This is a genomic window from uncultured Veillonella sp. (assembly GCF_900545795.1).
GTDB lineage: Bacteria > Bacillota > Negativicutes > Veillonellales > Veillonellaceae > Veillonella_A.
This window is the reverse complement of record NZ_URAR01000001.1, coordinates 89,296-108,181: the sequence shown is the minus strand read 5'-3', so window position 1 is coordinate 108,181 and position 18,886 is coordinate 89,296. Positions and strand designations below refer to the sequence as shown.

Below are 18,886 nucleotides of genomic sequence, written 5' to 3'. Positions count from 1 at the left end.
TACGATGCAGGCGAAACATTGGAGCAAACTAGTGCGCCCGGGGATTACAGCCATTGTAGGGGCTGGCGGTAAGACTACAGTTCTATCCAAACTCGTAGAGTATGGAGGTCTTGAAGGACAACCAACCTTAGTAACGACGACAACTAAGCTTTACGAATCACAAGTGGCGGCGTGGAATCCTTATTATGGAAATGACTTTAATGAAGCAGAAGCGGCTTGCCAAAAAGCGATGCAACGAGGTCGCTGTGCTTCTTGGTTTAGCGGTGTGGATGGAACTAAGGTAACCGCTCTTAAGGCGCAAGAAATCGATGAAATGCATATGGTTCATCCTAATTGGCAGATTTTAGTAGAAGCTGATGGGGCTAAAGAAAAATGGCTGAAAGCGCCAAAAGAAACTGAGCCTGTCATTCCTTCAAAGACTACAACTACAATTGGCGTAATTAATTTGCAAATGTTAGGTACTACGATGGATGATAAGCATGTGTATAATTTACCTGATGTGGCAACGATTATGAATCGTCCAGAAGGGGCTGTTGTTACATCGAGTATGTTGGCGCGCCTCGTATTGCATCCAAGAGGGCTCTTCCAATACAGTAAAGGGGAGCGAATCCTGTTTTGCACTGGCTATGATACAGTGCAGCATCGTATTATTGATGCCTTTTTAGATAGTTTAACGGATAGTGGCTTATCCATGATTGTGCTAGCCGATGGATATAAGGCGAGCTGTGAAATTGCGCGTGTATTGCGTTGGCAATAAAGTGTTATACAGCGCTAACATGTAGTGCAAGTAATACAGGAAATATTGCGTGCAAATGTGAAAAACAGATAATACTTGAAGTATTGTGCGCAAATAAATTTTTTAAATTACTTGTATATTATTTTACGTATTATTCTACTGGAGCATATGAATAAAGAGGACCGTCAAGTAAATGTAATTTTATTGGCCGCTGGTCGCTCTACACGCATGGGGCGACCTAAGGCTTTACTTCCTTGGGGGGGAAGTATTTTACTGGAGCAGGCTTGTAGACCTTTTAGCTTTTTGAAAGGGCAAAAAATTGCTGTTTTAAGTGCTCCTTTAGTAGGGCATAAAGAAGCTGTAGAGAGCCATGGCTTTGAAGTGCATATAAATGAACATCCAGAAAGAGGTCAAAGTGAGTCTTTGCATATAGGCCTAAAGGCTCTTTCTAAAGATTCTAATAGACCTCTATTTTGCGCTGTCGTAGATCAGCCTTTACTCAGTGAAGTTGTAGTAAAAGAACTTTGTAATGCGTTTGACCACTTGGTACAGGGGGGTGCTGATAGGGAGCGATTGATTCTCTGTCCTCGTTATGGAAAGCAGAAAGAGCGCGGCAATCCAGTTCTCTTTGGGGACTATTGGTTACCGTATTTACAAGCTATTGAAGGTGATCAAGGGGGACGAGCCATACTTCGAGGTGCTGGCGCTACATATGTAAAATATATTGATTTTGAAATACCGGCTGGTGTAGATGTGGATACACCAGATGACTATACATTGTTATATGAAAAGTGGGGGTCGAAATGAAACCTATAGTATTAGTGCGCGGCGGAGGCGACATTGCGTCTGGCTGCATTTATCGTTTGCGTAGAGCAGGTTATGCTGTGATTGTTAATGAAGTAGCTATTCCCACTATGATTCGCCGTAAAGTGTCTTATGGCAATGCTGTACATCAAGGTGAAATGGCTTTGGAGCGTTTTGTAGCACGCCATGTAAGCCTTACGGAAGCCTTGCGGATGTTTGACGTAGGCAGTTCGGAAATTCCAGTAGTTACTGAAAGCTATGAGGCTGTTTTAGAAGCCGTGGAACCAGCCATTGTAGTAGATGCTATTTTAGCGAAGAAAAATTTAGGTACTAAAAATGATGATGCCCCATTAGTGATTGGCTGTGGCCCAGGGTTTACAGCAGGCTATGACGTAGATGTAGTGATCGAAACGATGCGCGGTCATAGCTTAGGACGATGTATATATGAAGGGAGTGCTATTCCTAATACGGGTGAGCCAGGTAATGTAGGAGGCTTCACAAAAGAACGCGTGATTCACTCTCCGGCAGATGGATTGTTTACAGCACGTCGTCATATTGGTGAAACTGTAGAAGCTGGTGAAACAATTGGCTCTGTTGATGATGTGCCAGTAGTGGCAAAAATTCCAGGTATTTTGCACGGTGTGTTGAAGACTGGGCTTATGGTTACAAAGGGCTTTAAATTGGCCGATATTGATGCCCGTTGCGAAGAACAGCATTGTTATTCTATTTCAGATAAATCATTAGCTGTTGGTGGCGGTGTTCTTGAGGCTGTTAGTGCGTTTATGTATGAAGAAAGTTTGAAGCTGAGCCCATTTAAGCCATTTGCTGGTAGAAGAACACGGAATTACAAATGTGATCCTACTATAAAATAAAATATAGATTAGAATTTTAAATAGAATTCTAAAATAAAGATATAGAATAAAAAATCGTAGAGAAGAAGAGTTTAAGATATGTTACGAGGTGTGTATGAATTTATATGAGCTTATTGAGCAGCGATTAGAGCGCGAAGAGCCGTCTATAATGGTGACCATCTTATCTGGTGACCGGGAAGGGGAAAAGGTTCTATATAGCCCAGAGGGCGAAGTTGTTTATGGACATGGTATTGATGGTTTGTGCATTACGCCTAAACAGCGAAATGAAATATTAAATCTTGGCAATATGGAATGTTTTGTTCAGCCCGTAGAGAAAGACCCTGAAGTATTAGTTTTAGGTGCTGGACATGTAAGCCGTTGCATTGCTGATATGCTTTTATTCATTGGTTGCCATGTAACAGTGGTAGATGATCGCCCAGAATATGTGCGCCCTGATTTCTTTGATGAGCGAGTAAAGCGCCTCTGTGTGGATTTCCGGAATTTAGCTGCTGAGTTGCCTTTAACAACCTATAAAGGGATTATTATTGTGACCCGTGCTCACGAATATGATAGTATTTGTCTTCATCAATTGCGCCATTTAGTTGGCACTACATACATGGGGCTGATGGGCAGTCATAAGCGCATTTTCCACGCCTTTGAAGTTTTAAAAGAAGAGGGCTGGACACAGGCTGAGCTAGATGTACTATATGGGCCAATTGGTTTGTCTTTAGGGGCTGAAACGCCAGAAGAGATTGCTCTCTCTATAGTGAGTGAGTATTTAGCAGTGACAAGAGGAAAAACTGGGGGATTTTTATCGCGAGGAGGACAGAGTCGATGAAGAGAGAGTTTGTAAATTATTTGCGTGGCCATGAGAAAGAGACTTTGGCTATTGCCACAATTTTGCAAACCCAAGGATCTACACCACGTAAAGCAGGCACAACTATGATTGTGCATACCGATGGAGGTATTTTTGGCACTATCGGTGGTGGTCGAGCAGAGAATGAAATTCGCCTTCAAGCCTTAGAGGCGTTAGCAAATAAAGAAGCACATCGTCGCATTATGGTTGATTTAAATGATGATGTAGCCGTTAAAGAAGGCATGGTTTGTGGCGGCAATTTAGATGTGTGGATTGAGACACAAAATATTTAATCTATAAGCACTGAATTATGCAGTCTGTGAAGTTATGGGCCAGAAAAGATGGTGCTGTTAATTTTACAGTGATGGCAAAATAAGGTAAAATATAAGGGTACATGTGCATCGCACAGTACCTTTATTTATTTTGTAAAACACAAGGAGTTGTTGTATATGGCATTACAGCTTCAGGGCTTAATTGATACATTCCGCTTCGGAGATGTGGTTGACATCCTATCGGTAGCGGTACTTATATATTATTTATATAAACAAATTCGCGATACACGGGCTATGGCTTTGCTTAAGGGCTTAGTTGTATTAGGGATTATTAATGCGGCTAGCCGCTTTTTTGACTTGCATGTTATTAGTTGGATCTTGCAACAAGGTATGACCGTCCTCTTGGTGGCATTGCCAGTGGTATTTCAACCGGAATTACGGCGTGCTTTAGAGCGATTGGGGCGAGGCCGATTATTTTCAAAATCACAGGATGTAAGTGAAGTTGAAATTGACAATTTAGTTGGCGAAGTAATGGCTGCTGCTAAGGTTATGTCGCGGGAGCGCATCGGTGCCCTCATCGTATTTGAGCGAGAAGTGGGGCTCGGTGAAATTATCGATACAGGCATTGAAATTGATGGCAAAGTGTCGCGTGAATTATTGAACAACATATTCATTCCCAATACGCCGCTTCATGATGGGGCCGTAGTAATTCGCAATAATCGCGTTATGGCAGCTGCTTGTTTGTTACCGTTGACACAAGACCGTTCTTTGAGTACTGAATTGGGTACGCGTCACCGTGCAGCTATTGGCCTTAGTGAACAAGCCGATGCAGTTGTTCTCGTAGTGAGTGAAGAAACAGGTAAGATTTCCTATACTTATGGAGGACATATTTATCGCCATTTACCAGAGGAACAATTGCGAGAGTCTTTGCGCGCATTTATGGAACGTCCTAAATCAGCATTATCCTTCTTACGGAAATGGGGGTTTAGCAAATGATGAGATTCTTACAAGGCATTCAAGGTCATTGGTTGGCTAAAATACTCTCACTTTTAGGTGCTATCTTGCTGTGGTTCTTTGTTATGAAAGAGCAAAATCCAATTGTAGAGATTACCTATACTGTGCCAGTTGAGGTGCAGGGGCTAAGTTCAGAGTATGTAGTACAAAATGTACCAAAAGAAGTGCGTGTTCGTTTGCAAGGACCGCGCAATACAATTTTGGCAGTTAGTCAAAGTTCGTTAAAAGCTCATGTGGATATGAGTGATGTAACGCCAGGGCAACTTAATTTACCGATTGAAGTTGTACCGCCATCTGGGGTGAATCTAGTAGAAGTTACACCTGATTCGGCACTTGTGACCATCGATGAGTATACAGTGCGCGAGATGCCAGTTGAAGTTCAACAAGTGGCAAAAGTCCCTGATGATATAGCTATTAAAAGCATTGCTACAGTGCCGAAAGTTGTATCCATTAGTGGCGCTAAGGAGCAGGTAAATCGAGTAGCTCATGTTATGCTCAAGGTGAGAATGGCTGATCGTCGTTCTAATTTTACTGCTTCCGGCAATTTAGTGGCCGTTGACAGTGCAGGTAAAGAAGTTGATTCTGTTATGATTACGCCACGACAAGGTCAGGCGCAAATCTCCTTGGAGCAGATTCGCTTTGAGAAAAATTTAACGGTTAGTCCTAATTTTATTGGCTCAGTGCCAGATGGCTACATTATAAAAAGCGTTACAGTTGAGCCGCAGCAAGTTTTGATTAGCGGCAAGGAAAATAGCATTAAATCCATGACAGAGATTAAAACAATACCAATCGCACTCGGCAATCAGACAAGTACGATTGATGGCGATTTTGATATTCTGTCCAGCGATATGTACAATGCAAGTCCTGGGAAAGTTCATGTAACAGTAGAAATTATGAAAAAATTTATAGGAGATACTACGGATGCTAAGACTAATTAATTTTCGTATCGATGTAAAAGAAAAAGCACCTTTGGAATCTCTACTTACTCATAAGTATCCTGTGTTGAAAGGACAAATCAAGAAGATTCATGTGGTGCGACGCGCCGTGGATGCACGGAAAAAGCCGCATATTTCATTCGTATATACCCTCTTTTTAGTGGTGGCTGATGAAGCCTTGGTTATGAAAAAGCTTCATCGCGATAAAAATATAAGTACGATGGACCCGATTTTACCGGAGCCCATCGTATATGGTAAGAAAGAGTTAACACATCGCCCTGTAGTCGTGGGCTTTGGCCCTGCAGGGATGTTGGCGGCCTTTTATTTAGCTCGTGAAGGCTATTGTCCCATCGTGTTAGAGCGTGGGCAAGATGTAGACCAACGCACATTAGATGTAGAGGCTTTTTGGAATCGTGGCGAATTTAAGCCTGAGTCAAATGTACAATTCGGCGAAGGCGGTGCTGGCACATTCTCCGATGGCAAATTGACGACTCGTGTGACCCATCCAAGGCTACATGAGATTGCTACGTATTTTGTGCAATTTGGTGCGCCTGAAGAGATTTTATATAAGCATAAACCTCATGTAGGCACTGATGTGCTGCGCGGCATGGTAAAAGCCATGCGAGAGCAAATTATTGCCTGGGGGGGCACCGTTCGATTTGGTGCTAAGGTGACCAATCTAGATTTAGAAGATGGCCGTGTAGTAGGCGTAGAAATTAATGGTTCAGAGCATATACCAGCTCATATTGTACTTGCTGGGGTGGGGCATAGTGCTCGTGATACCTATGAAATGATGTATCATAAGGGCATAGAGATGGAAAGTAAGCCCTTTGCCATTGGCGTGCGCATTGAACATGACCAGGCAGTGATTGATTTATCACAATATGGCGTAGACCCTAAAGAAGTGGGGCTCGGGGCAGCCGAATATTCTTTGGTATATCATGATAAAGAAACGGATCGCACGGCCTATAGCTTCTGCATGTGCCCTGGTGGTGAGGTAGTAGCGTCCGCCTCGGAAGAAAATCACGTAGTAACAAATGGTATGAGTCTCTATGCTCGCGATAGTGGTCGTGCCAATAGCGCCATTGTGGTCACTGTAGGGCCAAATGATTTTGGCACTCATCCATTGGCCGGTATAGCGTTTCAACGAGAGTGGGAAGCGAAGGCTTTTAACTTAGGTGGTCGTAATTATAAGGCACCAGCTCAAACAGTAGGGGCCTTTTTGAACCATGAAACGCCGACGATGCCAAATGAAGTGGCTTATTCCTATCGCCCAGGCGTGGTGCCTGCTGATTTACATGATTGTTTACCAACATATGTAACCGATGTAATGGAGCGCGCACTTCCGTATTTTGGACGACGTATAAAAGGATTTGACGCCCCTGAGGTTTGCATGACTGGCGTTGAAACTCGTACGTCTTCACCACTTCGCATCAATCGCAATGAAGAGCGTGAATCGCCGAGCACCAAGGGTTTATTCCCTATGGGCGAAGGCGCTGGTTATGCAGGTGGTATTATGAGTGCAGCCCTCGATGGCGCAGAAACTGCCATTGGAATTATGGCTGAATACAAGCCTTTTAAGGCTGTGGAAGGAGAAAAATAATGGCTAGATTATTTGGAACTGATGGTGTACGCGGCGTAGTAAATGAATTTTTGACGCCAGAACTTGCGTATCATTTAGGACGGGCGGCAGCGTCATATTTTAGCCGTTCCAAAAAGAGACCGACATTTTTGATTGGCCGCGATACTCGTATTTCTGGTGCTATGTTAGAAAATGCATTGGCTGCAGGTATTTGCTCTGTTGGTGGTGATGTAGTCGTAGCCGGCGTTATTCCTACGCCAGCTGTAGCCTACTTAGTGCGCCAGCATGGTTGGGATGCAGGGGTTGTTATTTCCGCCTCTCATAATAAATTTCCTGATAATGGAATTAAATTCTTCGACGGTCAAGGTTATAAATTACAAGATGCAGTAGAAGATGAATTAGAAGACTTATGCCGTAAGAGCGGTAACAATGAATTACCACGCCCTGTAGGTGCAGATATTGGTCGCATTGTTCAGGCACAGGCTTTGGCTCATGAATATGTAGGTTTTGTTAAATCTACTATTGATGTATCCTTAGAAGGTCTTACTGTAGTGTATGATGGCGCTAATGGGGCTGCCGCTAATGTAGGCCCAGAAGTATTACAGGGCTTAGGGGCGAAGGTAATTGCCATTAATGTAACGCCTGATGGAGTTAATATTAATGAGAATGCTGGCTCTACGCATATGGAAGGGCTTCGTGAAGCCGTGCTTGCCCATGGCGCTGATGTAGGCGTAGCCAATGATGGTGATGCAGATCGTTGCTTATTCATTGATGAAAAAGGGAATACCTTAGATGGTGACCAAATCATGTTACTCTGTGCAAAACATTTGAAAGAGCAAAATAAGCTCAATGATGACATGATTGTTGGCACCGTGATGAGCAATATTGGCTTCCATAAAGCAGCACAAGAATTGGGCATGAAAACTTGCTCCACATCTGTAGGTGATCGCTATGTATTAGAGAAAATGCGCGAAGCAAACTACTCGATTGGTGGCGAGCAGTCGGGGCATGTTATTTTCTTAGATTACAATACGACTGGTGATGGCTTGTTAACAGCAGTTCAGTTGCTAGGTGTATTGAAAGCGTCTGGTAAGACATTATCAGAGCTAGCTAGTATTATGGTAAAATACCCACAGTTATTAGTGAACGTACGGGTAGCAACTAAGACAGGTTGGGATGAAAATCCATTGATTCAAGCTGAAATTTCTGAAGCAGCTCGTGAATTAGGCGATAATGGTCGCGTATTGGTTCGTCCATCTGGTACAGAACCATTGATTCGCGTTATGGCCGAAGGTCCAGAACAAGCGCAATTAGAGCGCCTATGTCAGACTATTGCGGACACAATTAACCGCGAACAAGGAAAAGCAGAAGATTAAAACTGAAGTCAAAGCGGGGCCTTTGGGCCCCGCCTTTACATTTGATGTCCATATCAGCTATAATATAGTTTGATATTATGCCCTCTACAGGTAAAAAATAAGTCTTATAGGAAGGCTTAGTGGGAAGGTATAATATAAATATAAGAACTGTCGAAACCTAAATAAAGGAGAGTTTCCAAATTCGTACAGGCGAATAGCGCAAGCACTGCTGGGAGACAGCCCAGACAGTAGACGAGGAAGAGGAGTATCGAAGAATCAGCGGATGCCTCTCGGCTTGCTTTAGTCGTTATGCAAGAAGCAAAGTCTTTTGGTGACAGAGGAACAAAGAGCTTGCAAAAAGCAAACTAACTTGTCGTAATTAAGGAGGATACAACCATGTGTGGTATTGTAGGATATATTGGTTTTGAGGACGCTTCGACGTTCATGTTGGAGGGCTTATCAAAGCTTGAGTACCGCGGCTATGACTCTGCAGGTATTGCCGTAATCGGTGCAAACAATGTAATTAAAATTCAGAAAAAAGTAGGTCGCTTAGCTAATTTAGAGGCAGTAGTGAAAGCGGATGCAAACCCAGGTCATATTGGCATTGGTCACACTCGCTGGGCAACTCATGGTCGTCCATCTGATATGAATGCACATCCTCATTCAGATGCTAAAGGTCTTTTTGCTGTAGTTCACAATGGCATTGTAGAAAACTACTTGCCAATTAAAGAAGAGTTAATCAAAAAAGGCTATGAATTTAAATCTGAAACAGATACAGAAGTAGTAGCTCATTTATTGGCTGATTTATATGATGGGGACTTTGAAGGCACTGTGCGCCGTATGCTTGACCGCATCGAAGGGTCCTACTCTTTAGTAATTATGTGTGCTGAAGACCCTAGCCGTATCATTTGTACTAAACAGGACAATCCGTTGGTAATCGGTTTAGGTAAAGGGGAAAACTTTATCGCGTCTGATATTCCAGCTATTATTAATCGCACCCGTGATACATACATCTTAAATGATGGTGAAGTAGCTATCGTGACTAAGGATTCTGTTGCTGTAAGCGATCGTGCAGGCAATCCTATTAATAAAAAAGTATTCCATGTAACTTGGAATGCAGAAGCGGCTGAAAAAGGCGGCTTTGAGCATTTCATGTTAAAAGAAATTTACGAACAACCAAAGGCTATTCGCGATACTTTGACTGGTCGTATTTCTAAAGATAATAAAGAAGTGGTTTACGAAGAGCTTGGCTGGGAACCAGCAGATGTGGCTTCCATTGACCGCATTTTAATCACTGCTTGTGGTACAGCATATCATGCAGGCTTGGTAGCTAAATACTATATTGAGCAATTAGCGCGCATTCCTGTAGAAGTAGATATTGCATCTGAATATCGCTACCGCAATCCATTGACAGATAAAAATACTTTAGCTATCGTAATTAGCCAATCTGGTGAAACGAGTGATACCTTAGCGGCCTTAAAAGAAGCAAAACGCCTTGGCGCACGTTCTTTAGCTATTACTAATGTGGTAGGTTCTTCCATTTCTCGTGAAGCAGATCAAGTAGTGTACACTTGGGCAGGCCCAGAAATCGCAGTAGCCTCTACTAAAGCGTATACTACACAGCTCGTAGCACTTCTTTTATTAGCTGTATATCTTGGTCAATTAAATGGTAAATTAGATCCTGCATTAGCTGAAAAAATCTTAACTGATTTACATGAACTTCCAACTTTATGTAATGAAATTTTCGAAACTGTAGATGATATTAAAGCTTTTGCTCGCAATTATGGCTTCCGTGAAGATGCATTCTTCTTAGGTCGCTCCATTGACTATGCAGTAGCAATGGAAGGATCTTTAAAATTAAAAGAAATTTCTTACATTCACGCTGAAGCCTATGCTGGTGGGGAATTGAAACATGGTACCTTAGCTCTTATTGAAGAAGATGTACCAGTGATTGCCCTCGCAACACAAGATGATGTGCGCGAAAAAATGATGAGCAATGTGAAAGAAGTTAAAGCTCGTGATGCTGTAGTTATCGGCCTTGGCTTAGCAGGCGATACAGAGCTTGAAAAATATGTGGACCACACTATTTTTGTACCACGTGCTGATAAATTTACAGCGCCTATCTTAGCCGTTATTCCATTGCAATTATTGGCCTATTATGCAGCCATTACTCGTGGTGCAGACGTAGATAAACCAAGAAATTTAGCAAAATCTGTAACCGTAGAATAAGAGTTTGCGGTAATATACGGCGCTCGACTGCCGATATAAAAAGTGGCCGACTCGCTCGGCCACTTTTTTATATCTCATTAGGTCATGTATGTAAATAAATTGATTCTAATTATCGCGCGGATTAAACTTATCAACATCATAGGTAGATAAAAGATTTCTTATATAATTTTTACAATAATAGTGTAGAACTTAGGAGGACTATTATGGCAGTAATTTTTTCAGGGATTCAACCAAGTGGTGAATTAACCTTAGGCAATTATTTAGGCGCATTGCGCAATTTCTTAGACTTCCAGGATACTGATGAATGTTATTATTGCATTGTAAATCAACATGCTATTACAGTGCCTCAAGATCCAAAAGAATTGTACGCTAATACTCGTCGATTGGCTGCCCTTTACTTAGCTGTTGGTTTAGATCCTAAGAAAGTAACACTATTTGTGCAATCTGAAGTGCCAGAACATGTGCGCCTCGGCTGGGTTATGACGACCCTTAGCTATGTAGGTGAATTAGAGCGCATGACGCAGTATAAAGATAAATCTCAAAAACGCGGAGATTCCATTCCAGCTGGGTTATTGACGTATCCACCACTTATGGCAGCAGATATTTTACTCTATCAGACTAATTTTGTGCCTGTAGGGGAAGACCAAAAGCAACATATGGAATTAACTCGTGATTTAGCACAGCGCTTTAACCGCATGTATGGAGAAGTATTTACTATTCCTGAGATTAAATTAGGTGTAGGCGGTGCACGCGTTATGAGCTTACAAGAGCCAACCAAGAAAATGAGTAAATCCGATGATAATCAGATGGCTACTATCCGCTTGTTGGATGATGAAGCAAGTATCATTAAAAAGATAAAACGCGCTCAAACTGACTCTGAAAACTCTGTTCATTATGACAAAGAAAACAAACCTGGCATTTCTAATTTAATGGGCATTTATGCAGCCATTACGAAAGAGTCTTATGATACAATTGAAGCCCGTTATGTAGGTCAAGGCTATGGTACTTTCAAAAAAGATGTAGCTGAATTATTGGTAAATACATTAAAACCAATTCACGAACGCTACAATGAATTAATTGACAGTCCTGAACTTGATCGCATTTTAGACGAAGGGGCAATTAAAGCGCGTGAAAAAGCGAGCCAAACGTATCGTAAAGTAGAATTGGCTATGGGTTTACATCGTAAATAAACTATTTTAGTATCTAATGACAGGGCGTAGATAGACTAATAAGTTACAAAGTCAATATGTTAAAAGCCAGTTAGTTAAAAAGCAATACGCCTATAGTTAGTCAGCTGAGAAGTTGATGAGCTTGAAGCCAATCAGCTGAAAAATCAATAAACTTAAAGCTGATTAATTGCAAAGATTTTTGAACGATAGCGATAAAAATATTAAAAATTTAACTTTCTGTTAAAATTTAGTAGGAGTATGAGCCCCTTATATGGAATACATATATAGAGTATGTTGGGGGATATACTTCAGGGATTAAGTTGTAATAGATGCATATATGAGAAAATAGTGGGCCTTGAAGATTGACATTACATAATGTGTAGGAGGTGGAGACTATGGATAAAGAAGAAGTAGAGCAGCGATTTGCCTGTGGTACAGTGGAATCGTCCTTTTCTGATTATATCGTAGTGTCCTGGGTTATGTGGTTGCTCTTCGGGGCCCTTGCTACATGGTCTTTGTGGAATGCGCAGCGGGGCGGCTCTTGGTCTCACATAACAATGGATTATATAATTATTATATTTTGCGTTTGGCGCATGACGCGGCAGCGACGACCCCTTGCCTATGTAGCTGAACGAGGACTTGTGATTCGCCGTCGTCCCGGAAATCTTTGGGAACGCATTGATATGTTAGTGCATGGTGATGATTATTATATCTTTATTCCCTATCCTCGGATTATGGGATTTACTTCAAATTGGGAAGAAATTCATGTTGTATCTGAGCAAGGGGGCATATTGATTGTAGTAGTTGATTTGCAATTTATGAAGTACAGTGATAAGATGAAGCTCCTTACTATTATAGATGATCGAAGTCATATGGGTGGTAGTGAATCCTAGGAGAATAGGGTGTTTGTGATTTTAGCATAGTAAAGTTGCAAAATAAAACAAATGAATGTAAATTTAATGCTTTACAACTTTAGCGAGATAAAGTACAATAGGTCCATGAAATAAATGGACCTATTTTTTTATAGTAAAGGCAGGTGAGGCATATGGTTGACCATCATCATAGGAATGGGGTTAAAAATCTATTTTTGATACAACAGAGTAGGAGAGAGAACAATGAATATGAAAAAATGGAAACAAATTATGAGTATTGGCTTAGCAACCATTGGCCTAGCTGCCGTACTAACAGGTTGCGGATCTAGTAATGCAGCTGACAATAACACGCAGGAATTGCCTAAGAAGATTGTCATTGGTTTAGATGATAATTTTCCACCTATGGGTTTTCGAGATGAACAAGGCAATTTAGTGGGATTTGATATTGATCTAGCTAAAGAAGCGGCTAAGCGTGCCGGTATGGAAGTTGAATTTAAACCGATTGATTGGAGCAGTAAGGAAGCGGAGCTCAGAAGCAAGCACATTGATGTGTTGTGGAATGGCCTTTCCATTACACCAGAGCGAGAAAAGAATATATTATTTTCTAAGCCGTATTTAAAAGGAACTCAGATTATTATTGTGCGCAATGATTCCGACATAAAAACCAAGGAAGATTTAAAAGGAAAAGTAGTTGCGACGCAGCAGGGCAGCCACGTAGAACCTTTAGTTGAAGCTGATAGAGTGACATATGGGTTTAAGGATGTAAAAACTTATAGTGATTTTATCAATGCTTTCATGGACTTAGAATTAGGCCGTGTAGATGCCTTGGTAGTGGCTGATGATGTGGGTAAATACAATATGACAAAAAATCCTGGAAAATTTAAAGTTACTGAGGGCACATATGGCGCCGATATTTCTGGCATAGGATTCCGTTTAGGCGATACAGCATTAAAAGAGAAGTTTGATGGCATTTTAAAAGATATGATGGCTGATGGCACAGCTGATAAAATTGCTGAAAAATGGTTTGGTGATACGGTTAAATTAAATAAAGAGGCATTTAAATAAAGAGGTTGAGTGCTTAATAGAGTACACTTAATAGAAAATTAAAATAAAATTAATTTTTCTCTTTACAACTTTAGCAAGATAAAGTAAAATATAAAACATATTAAACATGGAATACACTTCTATGAGCTTGATAGAGAGAACATTGTAAAATAACTATAAGAGTTTACGTAAGGGTTTGAGTAGTAGAAAGGAACATATCATGAATATTAAAAAGTGGTTAGCCGTAAGTTTAGCAACAGTAGCAGTAGTAGCATTTACTGCTGGATGTGGTTCAAATTCAGATAAAGCAGCAGGTGGAGAATTACCTAAGAAGATCGTGATTGGCTTGGATGATAACTTCCCACCAATGGGCTTTAGAGATGATAAAGGTGAAATTGTTGGCTTTGATATTGATTTAGCTAAAGAAGCAGCTAAACGCGCTGGCATGGAAGTAGAATTTAAAGCTATTGACTGGGACAGCAAAGAAGCTGAGTTAAAAAGCAAACGTATTGATGCTTTATGGAATGGTGTAACAGTAACACCTGATCGCGAAAAAAATATTTTATTCTCCACACCATATGTACAGGATAAACAAATTATTGTAGTTCGTAATGATTCAGCAATTCAGGGGAAAGCAGATTTAACTGGCAAAGTGGTAGGTACACAGCAGGGCAGTAATGTAGAGCCAATTTTAGAACAGGATGCTAAAGAACGTGGCATTAAAGAAGTTAAAAAATATGGAGATTTTGTTAATGCCTTCATGGATTTAGAATTAGGTCGTATTGATGCGTTAGTAGTGGATGGCATTGTAGGTCAATATACAATGACTCAAAAACCTGGCAAGTTCCGCGTAGCTAATGATGATTACGGTGCTGATAAAATGGCTGTAGGGTTCCGTTTAGAAGATAAAGCCTTACAAGAAAAAATTAATGGCGTACTAAAAGAAATCATTAATGATGGTACAGCTGATAAAATTGCTGAAAAATGGTTTGGCAATGGTAATTTGTTAAATAAAGATGCTTTTAAATAAGTAGCAGCTAATACTATATGAGCAGTTCCAGAAGGGAGGCAGTGCCTCCTTTCTTGTTTTGAAAGGAGTACAATCCATGATGGATTATTTGTTGAAGATTACACCGGTCATATCGCAGGGCCTAGGCGTGACATTATCGCTATTTACAGTAGTACTTGTACTATCTGTGCCATTTGGCATATTAGCGGCCTTATTGCGCTTATCGCCGATGGGCATTGTGCGCAAGATCATGGCCTTATATGTATATATCATGCGCGGCACACCATTAATGCTACAGATCTTATTTATTTATTATGGTTTGCCTTTCATTCCTTATGTTGGCGTGCAATTAGATGATACAACGGCTGCATTGATTTCCTTTGTGCTTAACTATGCCGCGTATTTATGTGAAATTTTCCGTGGCGGCATTCAATCAATTCCTAAAGGACAATATGAAGGTGCTAAAGTATTGGGCTTTACCTATGTGCAAACGATGCGCAAGATTATTTTGCCACAAGTGATTAAACGCGTGTTACCACCATTGGCTAATGAAACAATTAACTTGTTGAAAGACACATCCTTAGTGTATATTTTAGCTATGAACGATGTACTTCGCATTACACGTAGTATTGTGCAGCGTGATTTTGATACATCGGCTTTTATTGTGGCGGCTATTTTCTACTTAATCATGACTTTTGTATTAACTAATATTTTCAACTACTTAGAAAAACGCTATGCCGTTTATGATGAATAGGAGGCTATTATGAGCTTTATTAAAATGGATAAAATCGAAAAAAGCTTTGAAGGCTTACCAGTTCTCAAAGAAGTGTCCTTGAATATGGAAAAAGGTGAAGTTGTTGCCATTATTGGGCCGTCCGGCTCTGGTAAATCGACCTTCCTTCGTTGTTTAGGGCAATTAGAGATTATTGACCGCGGTACGATTGAGGTGAATGGCACTGTTATGGCTAAGACCGTGGGCGAAGGAGCTGCTGAATATGCGGACAAGAAGACTTTGCATAATCTCCTCTTACAAATGGGCATGGTATTTCAACAGTTTAATTTATTCCCTCATATGACTGTGTGGGACAATATTTTAATTGCACCGCAAATGGTAAAAAATATGAAGGCTGCCGATATAGCTCCAATTGCTGAAAACTTGTTAAAGAAAGTAGGCCTTTGGGAAAAGCGGAATGTGTATCCCGCTAAATTATCTGGTGGTCAAAAGCAGCGTGTAGCTATTGCCCGCGCGTTGGCCATGAATCCTAGCATTATGCTCTTTGATGAGCCTACATCGGCGCTTGACCCTGAACTGACAGGGGAAGTATTGCGCACTATTAAGCAATTAGCAGAAGAGCGCATGACTATGATTATAGTAACTCATGAAATGGCTTTCGCTCGTGAAGTGGCGGACCGCATCATCTTCATGGCAGATGGCATTATTCAAGAAGAGGGCACACCAGAGGAAGTCTTTGGTAATCCTAAGAATGAACGAACTAAAGCATTCTTAGAGTCTATGCTGTAATTCGATTCTTTAGCATTTATGCTGTGTTAAAGCGTCCTTGGAATTTATGCTGTAAGTAATTAGAAACTTTAGGATGTATACTGTATTAATGCTTTTTAGTGGTTATGTAAATGCTTTTTAGTAGTTAGGTAAAATGTTTTCAGTGATTATGTAAATATGCTTTTAAGCAGTTACGCAAAGGGTAAAATTTTTGATTCTTGTTTTAGTTCAAGATTTTTCTATCTATATAGTCATGGACTTGGCTCTTTCTATAATGGTAAGAATATTCTATAATAGGAAGAGAAAGACAGTGCAACTCATAAAAGCCTATGAAGAGCGATTGCTTTTATAAGTAAGCGCTCTTTTTTATAATTAATGCATTGAGTGATAGGTACTAATGGATATATCAGTGGTGTTCACAATAACATTAATGTTAACAGTGTTTTAATATTTGCAGTATGTACGGCATTTACAGTATGTACAGTAATAGTATCGTTCGCACAATAGCAGTGGCAATCTAAGCGCTGAATTGGCACTAGCATGTTGATATTTAAAATAGCAGAGGTAATCTAAGCGCTGAGGTGGCAATAGTATGTTGATATCTAACATTGGTATATGACCCAACTATGGAGGTAGGGTCCATCTAGATTCAATGGACTAAGAGAGAGTAGGCGCAAAGCGATGAGTTGGTATTGATAGATATTGGAGGAGATGAAATGACACAATCTTGGAAGATAAAAGTGGCGGCGGTAGCAGCTTTAGCATTGACAAGTGTTATGTCCTATAGTGAGGCGCGGAGCTTGCCAGCGTATGATACAACGGCAGCAACGGTGGAATCGCAAACATTTGAAGCGCGCGGTATGAATGAAGATAATACATTACCAGCAGCATATAAAAGTTATGCCACCATCATGGAGACTGAAATTCGCGACAATCATGAAGGCTACTCATTAGTTATTCCTTGGCGGTTAACTAATGGCCGTTATACTACACAGGAAAAAGAAGATGGAACTAAAGAGACAGGCTATTATTTTAATGTGGCAGAAAGCTCTATTGCAGAACCATTTTTAATCTCCTTTACTAAAAGGGATAATCCGGTAGAAGGCAATGCTTCTTTGGAGCAGTGGAATACGACCTGGTACAACAAATCCATTACTAATATGACTAAGGAGGAATATCTAAGCTTGTGGCGCACTAATCGCCCTGACCTCAATGGTTATACTTTAGATGGTGATCTATTTGATTTTAAAGGGGCTACTACAGCTCGTTGGGATGCGTTTACACGAGATGGAGAAGGCTCTACTGGGTCTACCTTCTTTGATGCGGAATTTATCATGAAAGAAGATCCTACACATCGTTATACATTAACTATGATGTACCCTAGTAAGTATCAAAACTTCATGCGTGAAGGCACTGTAAAGACATTGATTCCATCCTTTAATTTAATTAAAGGAAAATATAAGTCAAAGGGAAATTTAGAAATTAACTCTGAAATTAGCTTTGTAAAACCTGATGGTTTCAAAGTGGTGACTAAAATGAATACAGGGGCGGTGCTTACAAAAGATCGCATGCGCATCGAAGTGGGGATTTTCCCAATGAAGCAAACAGTTCCATTAGAGCGCGGTGCTGCTTATCCAACTATGACAGCACGGCAACAAATGGCTGACTACTATGTGGAAGAACTAGTAAAGAATTATGATGCGAAAATTGATGTGTACCGCACCTTGATTGACAATCATAATACAGGTGCTCTCGTAGCTGGTATGCTCAATAGCAATGCGGGCGAAGGTACGAAGTTTGGCGCTTATATTACCTTAACTGACAAGGGTGATGTAGTGGTAGCACGTGTACTAGCACCAAGTAGTTATGATATTACCAATGAAGCCTTACTCGAATTAGTAGAAGGTGTTAGAATTCAACATCAAGGACTTGTACAATCGGGGGCAATTACTTTATAATAAAAGAAACTTAAACGCCTTATAAAAATACACAGTGCATAAAATAGTGCAATATATAAAATAGTGAGTATACTTATTTTAAAATTTGTAAAATATTTTATGAAATAAAAGAGGATTTTTTGAGGTCAGTAGAGAATATCTACTTATAGAAGAAGAAATGCGAAATAAATTCGCTTTTGGGAGGGATTCACATGAAAGTAGAATACAAAACAATCGTTGTGCCAGCAGATGGTTCTGAAAACTCGAAACGAGCTTTACAACATGCCATTTCAATTTGCGAACGCAATGAAGCACAATTAATTATCGTTCATGTTGCTAACATCGTGTCAGCAATTTCTAATTTTGATCAAACTCCAATTAGTGGTGGTTATGTATCAGAGCAAATTGCAGAAGACATGGAAGAAACAGGCAAAAAAATCTTGGAAGAAGTATCTAAAGATGTGCCAGCAGATATTTCTGTGAAAAATGTATTTGAAGTGGGATCTCCTGGCCCAGCAGTTCTTGCTGTGGCAAAGAAATTCGATGCTGATCTTATTGTAATGGGGAGCCGTGGACTTGGTCCATTGAAAGGCTTGTTCATGGGTAGTGTAAGCAGCTATGTAACAAGTCATTCAACATGTCCAGTTCTTGTTGTAAAATAAGAGTTTAAATTGTGAGGCTTTGCTCGCCATAGGGCAAAGCCTCTTTTTTAAAGTGGAG

At 40.5% G+C, this 18,886-nt stretch carries 18 protein-coding genes; all 18 read left to right on the top strand.

Features of this window, described 5'->3' with window-relative positions:
- The first annotated feature begins 4 nt into the window (after nucleotides 1-4).
- The 18 genes from yqeC (at nucleotide 5) to QZR90_RS00335 (ending at nucleotide 18,828) form a co-directional block, all read left to right on the top strand.
- Nucleotides 5-757 (top strand): selenium cofactor biosynthesis protein YqeC, encoded by a 753-nt coding sequence (yqeC, locus tag QZR90_RS00420; RefSeq protein WP_295787457.1) that lies wholly within the window; start codon nucleotides 5-7, stop codon nucleotides 755-757.
- 147 nt (nucleotides 758-904) lie between these two features.
- Nucleotides 905-1,543, top strand: a complete 639-nt coding sequence (locus tag QZR90_RS00415; protein WP_295787454.1) for a nucleotidyltransferase family protein — start codon at nucleotides 905-907, stop codon at nucleotides 1,541-1,543.
- A complete protein-coding gene (yqeB, locus tag QZR90_RS00410; protein ID WP_295787451.1) occupies nucleotides 1,540-2,412 on the top strand; it encodes a selenium-dependent molybdenum cofactor biosynthesis protein YqeB in 873 nt (290 codons plus the stop codon). The genes QZR90_RS00415 and yqeB overlap by 4 nt, the downstream gene beginning before the upstream one ends.
- Nucleotides 2,413-2,506: 94 nt before the next feature.
- Nucleotides 2,507-3,229 (top strand): XdhC family protein, encoded by a 723-nt coding sequence (locus QZR90_RS00405; protein ID WP_295787447.1) that lies wholly within the window; start codon nucleotides 2,507-2,509, stop codon nucleotides 3,227-3,229.
- Nucleotides 3,226-3,540, top strand: coding sequence for an XdhC family protein (locus QZR90_RS00400; RefSeq protein WP_295787444.1), 315 nt, complete (start codon nucleotides 3,226-3,228; stop codon nucleotides 3,538-3,540). Before QZR90_RS00405 ends, QZR90_RS00400 begins: the two co-directional genes overlap by 4 nt.
- A gap of 156 nt (nucleotides 3,541-3,696) precedes the next feature.
- Nucleotides 3,697-4,515 carry a diadenylate cyclase CdaA gene (cdaA, locus tag QZR90_RS00395; protein ID WP_295787440.1) on the top strand — a complete coding sequence of 273 codons (819 nt, stop codon included), beginning with the start codon at nucleotides 3,697-3,699 and terminating at the stop codon, nucleotides 4,513-4,515.
- A complete protein-coding gene (locus QZR90_RS00390; RefSeq protein ID WP_295787437.1) occupies nucleotides 4,512-5,471 on the top strand; it encodes a YbbR-like domain-containing protein in 960 nt (319 codons plus the stop codon). Before cdaA ends, QZR90_RS00390 begins: the two co-directional genes overlap by 4 nt.
- Nucleotides 5,455-7,071 (top strand): NAD(P)/FAD-dependent oxidoreductase, encoded by a 1,617-nt coding sequence (locus QZR90_RS00385; RefSeq protein ID WP_295787435.1) that lies wholly within the window; start codon nucleotides 5,455-5,457, stop codon nucleotides 7,069-7,071. Before QZR90_RS00390 ends, QZR90_RS00385 begins: the two co-directional genes overlap by 17 nt.
- Nucleotides 7,071-8,426, top strand: a complete 1,356-nt coding sequence (gene glmM, locus QZR90_RS00380; protein ID WP_295787432.1) for a phosphoglucosamine mutase — start codon at nucleotides 7,071-7,073, stop codon at nucleotides 8,424-8,426. The genes QZR90_RS00385 and glmM overlap by 1 nt, the downstream gene beginning before the upstream one ends.
- A gap of 375 nt (nucleotides 8,427-8,801) precedes the next feature.
- Nucleotides 8,802-10,634, top strand: a complete 1,833-nt coding sequence (glmS, locus tag QZR90_RS00375) for a glutamine--fructose-6-phosphate transaminase (isomerizing) (protein ID WP_295787430.1) — start codon at nucleotides 8,802-8,804, stop codon at nucleotides 10,632-10,634.
- Nucleotides 10,635-10,837: 203 nt separating this feature from the next.
- The gene (gene trpS / locus QZR90_RS00370) at nucleotides 10,838-11,824 is read left to right on the top strand and encodes a tryptophan--tRNA ligase (protein WP_295787427.1); all 987 of its coding nucleotides are present in this window, start codon (nucleotides 10,838-10,840) and stop codon (nucleotides 11,822-11,824) included.
- A 374-nt stretch (nucleotides 11,825-12,198) separates the two neighbouring features.
- Nucleotides 12,199-12,696 carry a hypothetical protein gene (locus QZR90_RS00365; protein WP_295787424.1) on the top strand — a complete coding sequence of 166 codons (498 nt, stop codon included), beginning with the start codon at nucleotides 12,199-12,201 and terminating at the stop codon, nucleotides 12,694-12,696.
- A gap of 222 nt (nucleotides 12,697-12,918) precedes the next feature.
- A complete protein-coding gene (locus QZR90_RS00360) occupies nucleotides 12,919-13,740 on the top strand; it encodes an amino acid ABC transporter substrate-binding protein (RefSeq protein ID WP_295787421.1) in 822 nt (273 codons plus the stop codon).
- Nucleotides 13,741-13,939: 199 nt separating this feature from the next.
- Nucleotides 13,940-14,749: an amino acid ABC transporter substrate-binding protein gene (locus QZR90_RS00355; protein WP_295787418.1), complete on the top strand. Its 810-nt coding sequence runs from the start codon at nucleotides 13,940-13,942 to the stop codon at nucleotides 14,747-14,749.
- Nucleotides 14,750-14,825: 76 nt separating this feature from the next.
- Nucleotides 14,826-15,482 carry an amino acid ABC transporter permease gene (locus QZR90_RS00350; protein WP_295787415.1) on the top strand — a complete coding sequence of 219 codons (657 nt, stop codon included), beginning with the start codon at nucleotides 14,826-14,828 and terminating at the stop codon, nucleotides 15,480-15,482.
- A gap of 9 nt (nucleotides 15,483-15,491) precedes the next feature.
- Entirely contained in the window at nucleotides 15,492-16,250 is a 759-nt protein-coding gene (locus tag QZR90_RS00345; protein ID WP_295787412.1) for an amino acid ABC transporter ATP-binding protein, read from the top strand.
- Nucleotides 16,251-16,945: 695 nt separating this feature from the next.
- Nucleotides 16,946-18,187 (top strand): hypothetical protein, encoded by a 1,242-nt coding sequence (locus tag QZR90_RS00340; RefSeq protein WP_295787407.1) that lies wholly within the window; start codon nucleotides 16,946-16,948, stop codon nucleotides 18,185-18,187.
- 191 nt (nucleotides 18,188-18,378) lie between these two features.
- Nucleotides 18,379-18,828, top strand: a complete 450-nt coding sequence (locus QZR90_RS00335) for a universal stress protein (RefSeq protein ID WP_295787404.1) — start codon at nucleotides 18,379-18,381, stop codon at nucleotides 18,826-18,828.
- Nucleotides 18,829-18,886: the final 58 nt, after the last annotated feature.

What these genes read in the sequence shown, in the direction of transcription:
- QZR90_RS00400 (WP_295787444.1), top strand. Translation starts at nt 3,226, where the DNA reads ATGAAGAGAGAGTTTGTAAATTATTTGCGTGGCCATGAGAAAGAGACT.
- yqeC (WP_295787457.1), top strand. Translation starts at nt 5, where the DNA reads ATGCAGGCGAAACATTGGAGCAAACTAGTGCGCCCGGGGATTACAGCC.
- QZR90_RS00360 (WP_295787421.1), top strand. Translation starts at nt 12,919, where the DNA reads ATGAATATGAAAAAATGGAAACAAATTATGAGTATTGGCTTAGCAACC.
- yqeB (WP_295787451.1), top strand. Translation starts at nt 1,540, where the DNA reads ATGAAACCTATAGTATTAGTGCGCGGCGGAGGCGACATTGCGTCTGGC.
- cdaA (WP_295787440.1), top strand. Translation starts at nt 3,697, where the DNA reads ATGGCATTACAGCTTCAGGGCTTAATTGATACATTCCGCTTCGGAGAT.
- QZR90_RS00385 (WP_295787435.1), top strand. Translation starts at nt 5,455, where the DNA reads ATGCTAAGACTAATTAATTTTCGTATCGATGTAAAAGAAAAAGCACCT.
- QZR90_RS00350 (WP_295787415.1), top strand. Translation starts at nt 14,826, where the DNA reads ATGATGGATTATTTGTTGAAGATTACACCGGTCATATCGCAGGGCCTA.
- glmM (WP_295787432.1), top strand. Translation starts at nt 7,071, where the DNA reads ATGGCTAGATTATTTGGAACTGATGGTGTACGCGGCGTAGTAAATGAA.
- QZR90_RS00340 (WP_295787407.1), top strand. Translation starts at nt 16,946, where the DNA reads ATGACACAATCTTGGAAGATAAAAGTGGCGGCGGTAGCAGCTTTAGCA.
- QZR90_RS00335 (WP_295787404.1), top strand. Translation starts at nt 18,379, where the DNA reads ATGAAAGTAGAATACAAAACAATCGTTGTGCCAGCAGATGGTTCTGAA.
- QZR90_RS00355 (WP_295787418.1), top strand. Translation starts at nt 13,940, where the DNA reads ATGAATATTAAAAAGTGGTTAGCCGTAAGTTTAGCAACAGTAGCAGTA.
- glmS (WP_295787430.1), top strand. Translation starts at nt 8,802, where the DNA reads ATGTGTGGTATTGTAGGATATATTGGTTTTGAGGACGCTTCGACGTTC.
- trpS (WP_295787427.1), top strand. Translation starts at nt 10,838, where the DNA reads ATGGCAGTAATTTTTTCAGGGATTCAACCAAGTGGTGAATTAACCTTA.
- QZR90_RS00345 (WP_295787412.1), top strand. Translation starts at nt 15,492, where the DNA reads ATGAGCTTTATTAAAATGGATAAAATCGAAAAAAGCTTTGAAGGCTTA.
- QZR90_RS00390 (WP_295787437.1), top strand. Translation starts at nt 4,512, where the DNA reads ATGATGAGATTCTTACAAGGCATTCAAGGTCATTGGTTGGCTAAAATA.
- QZR90_RS00405 (WP_295787447.1), top strand. Translation starts at nt 2,507, where the DNA reads ATGAATTTATATGAGCTTATTGAGCAGCGATTAGAGCGCGAAGAGCCG.
- QZR90_RS00415 (WP_295787454.1), top strand. Translation starts at nt 905, where the DNA reads ATGAATAAAGAGGACCGTCAAGTAAATGTAATTTTATTGGCCGCTGGT.
- QZR90_RS00365 (WP_295787424.1), top strand. Translation starts at nt 12,199, where the DNA reads ATGGATAAAGAAGAAGTAGAGCAGCGATTTGCCTGTGGTACAGTGGAA.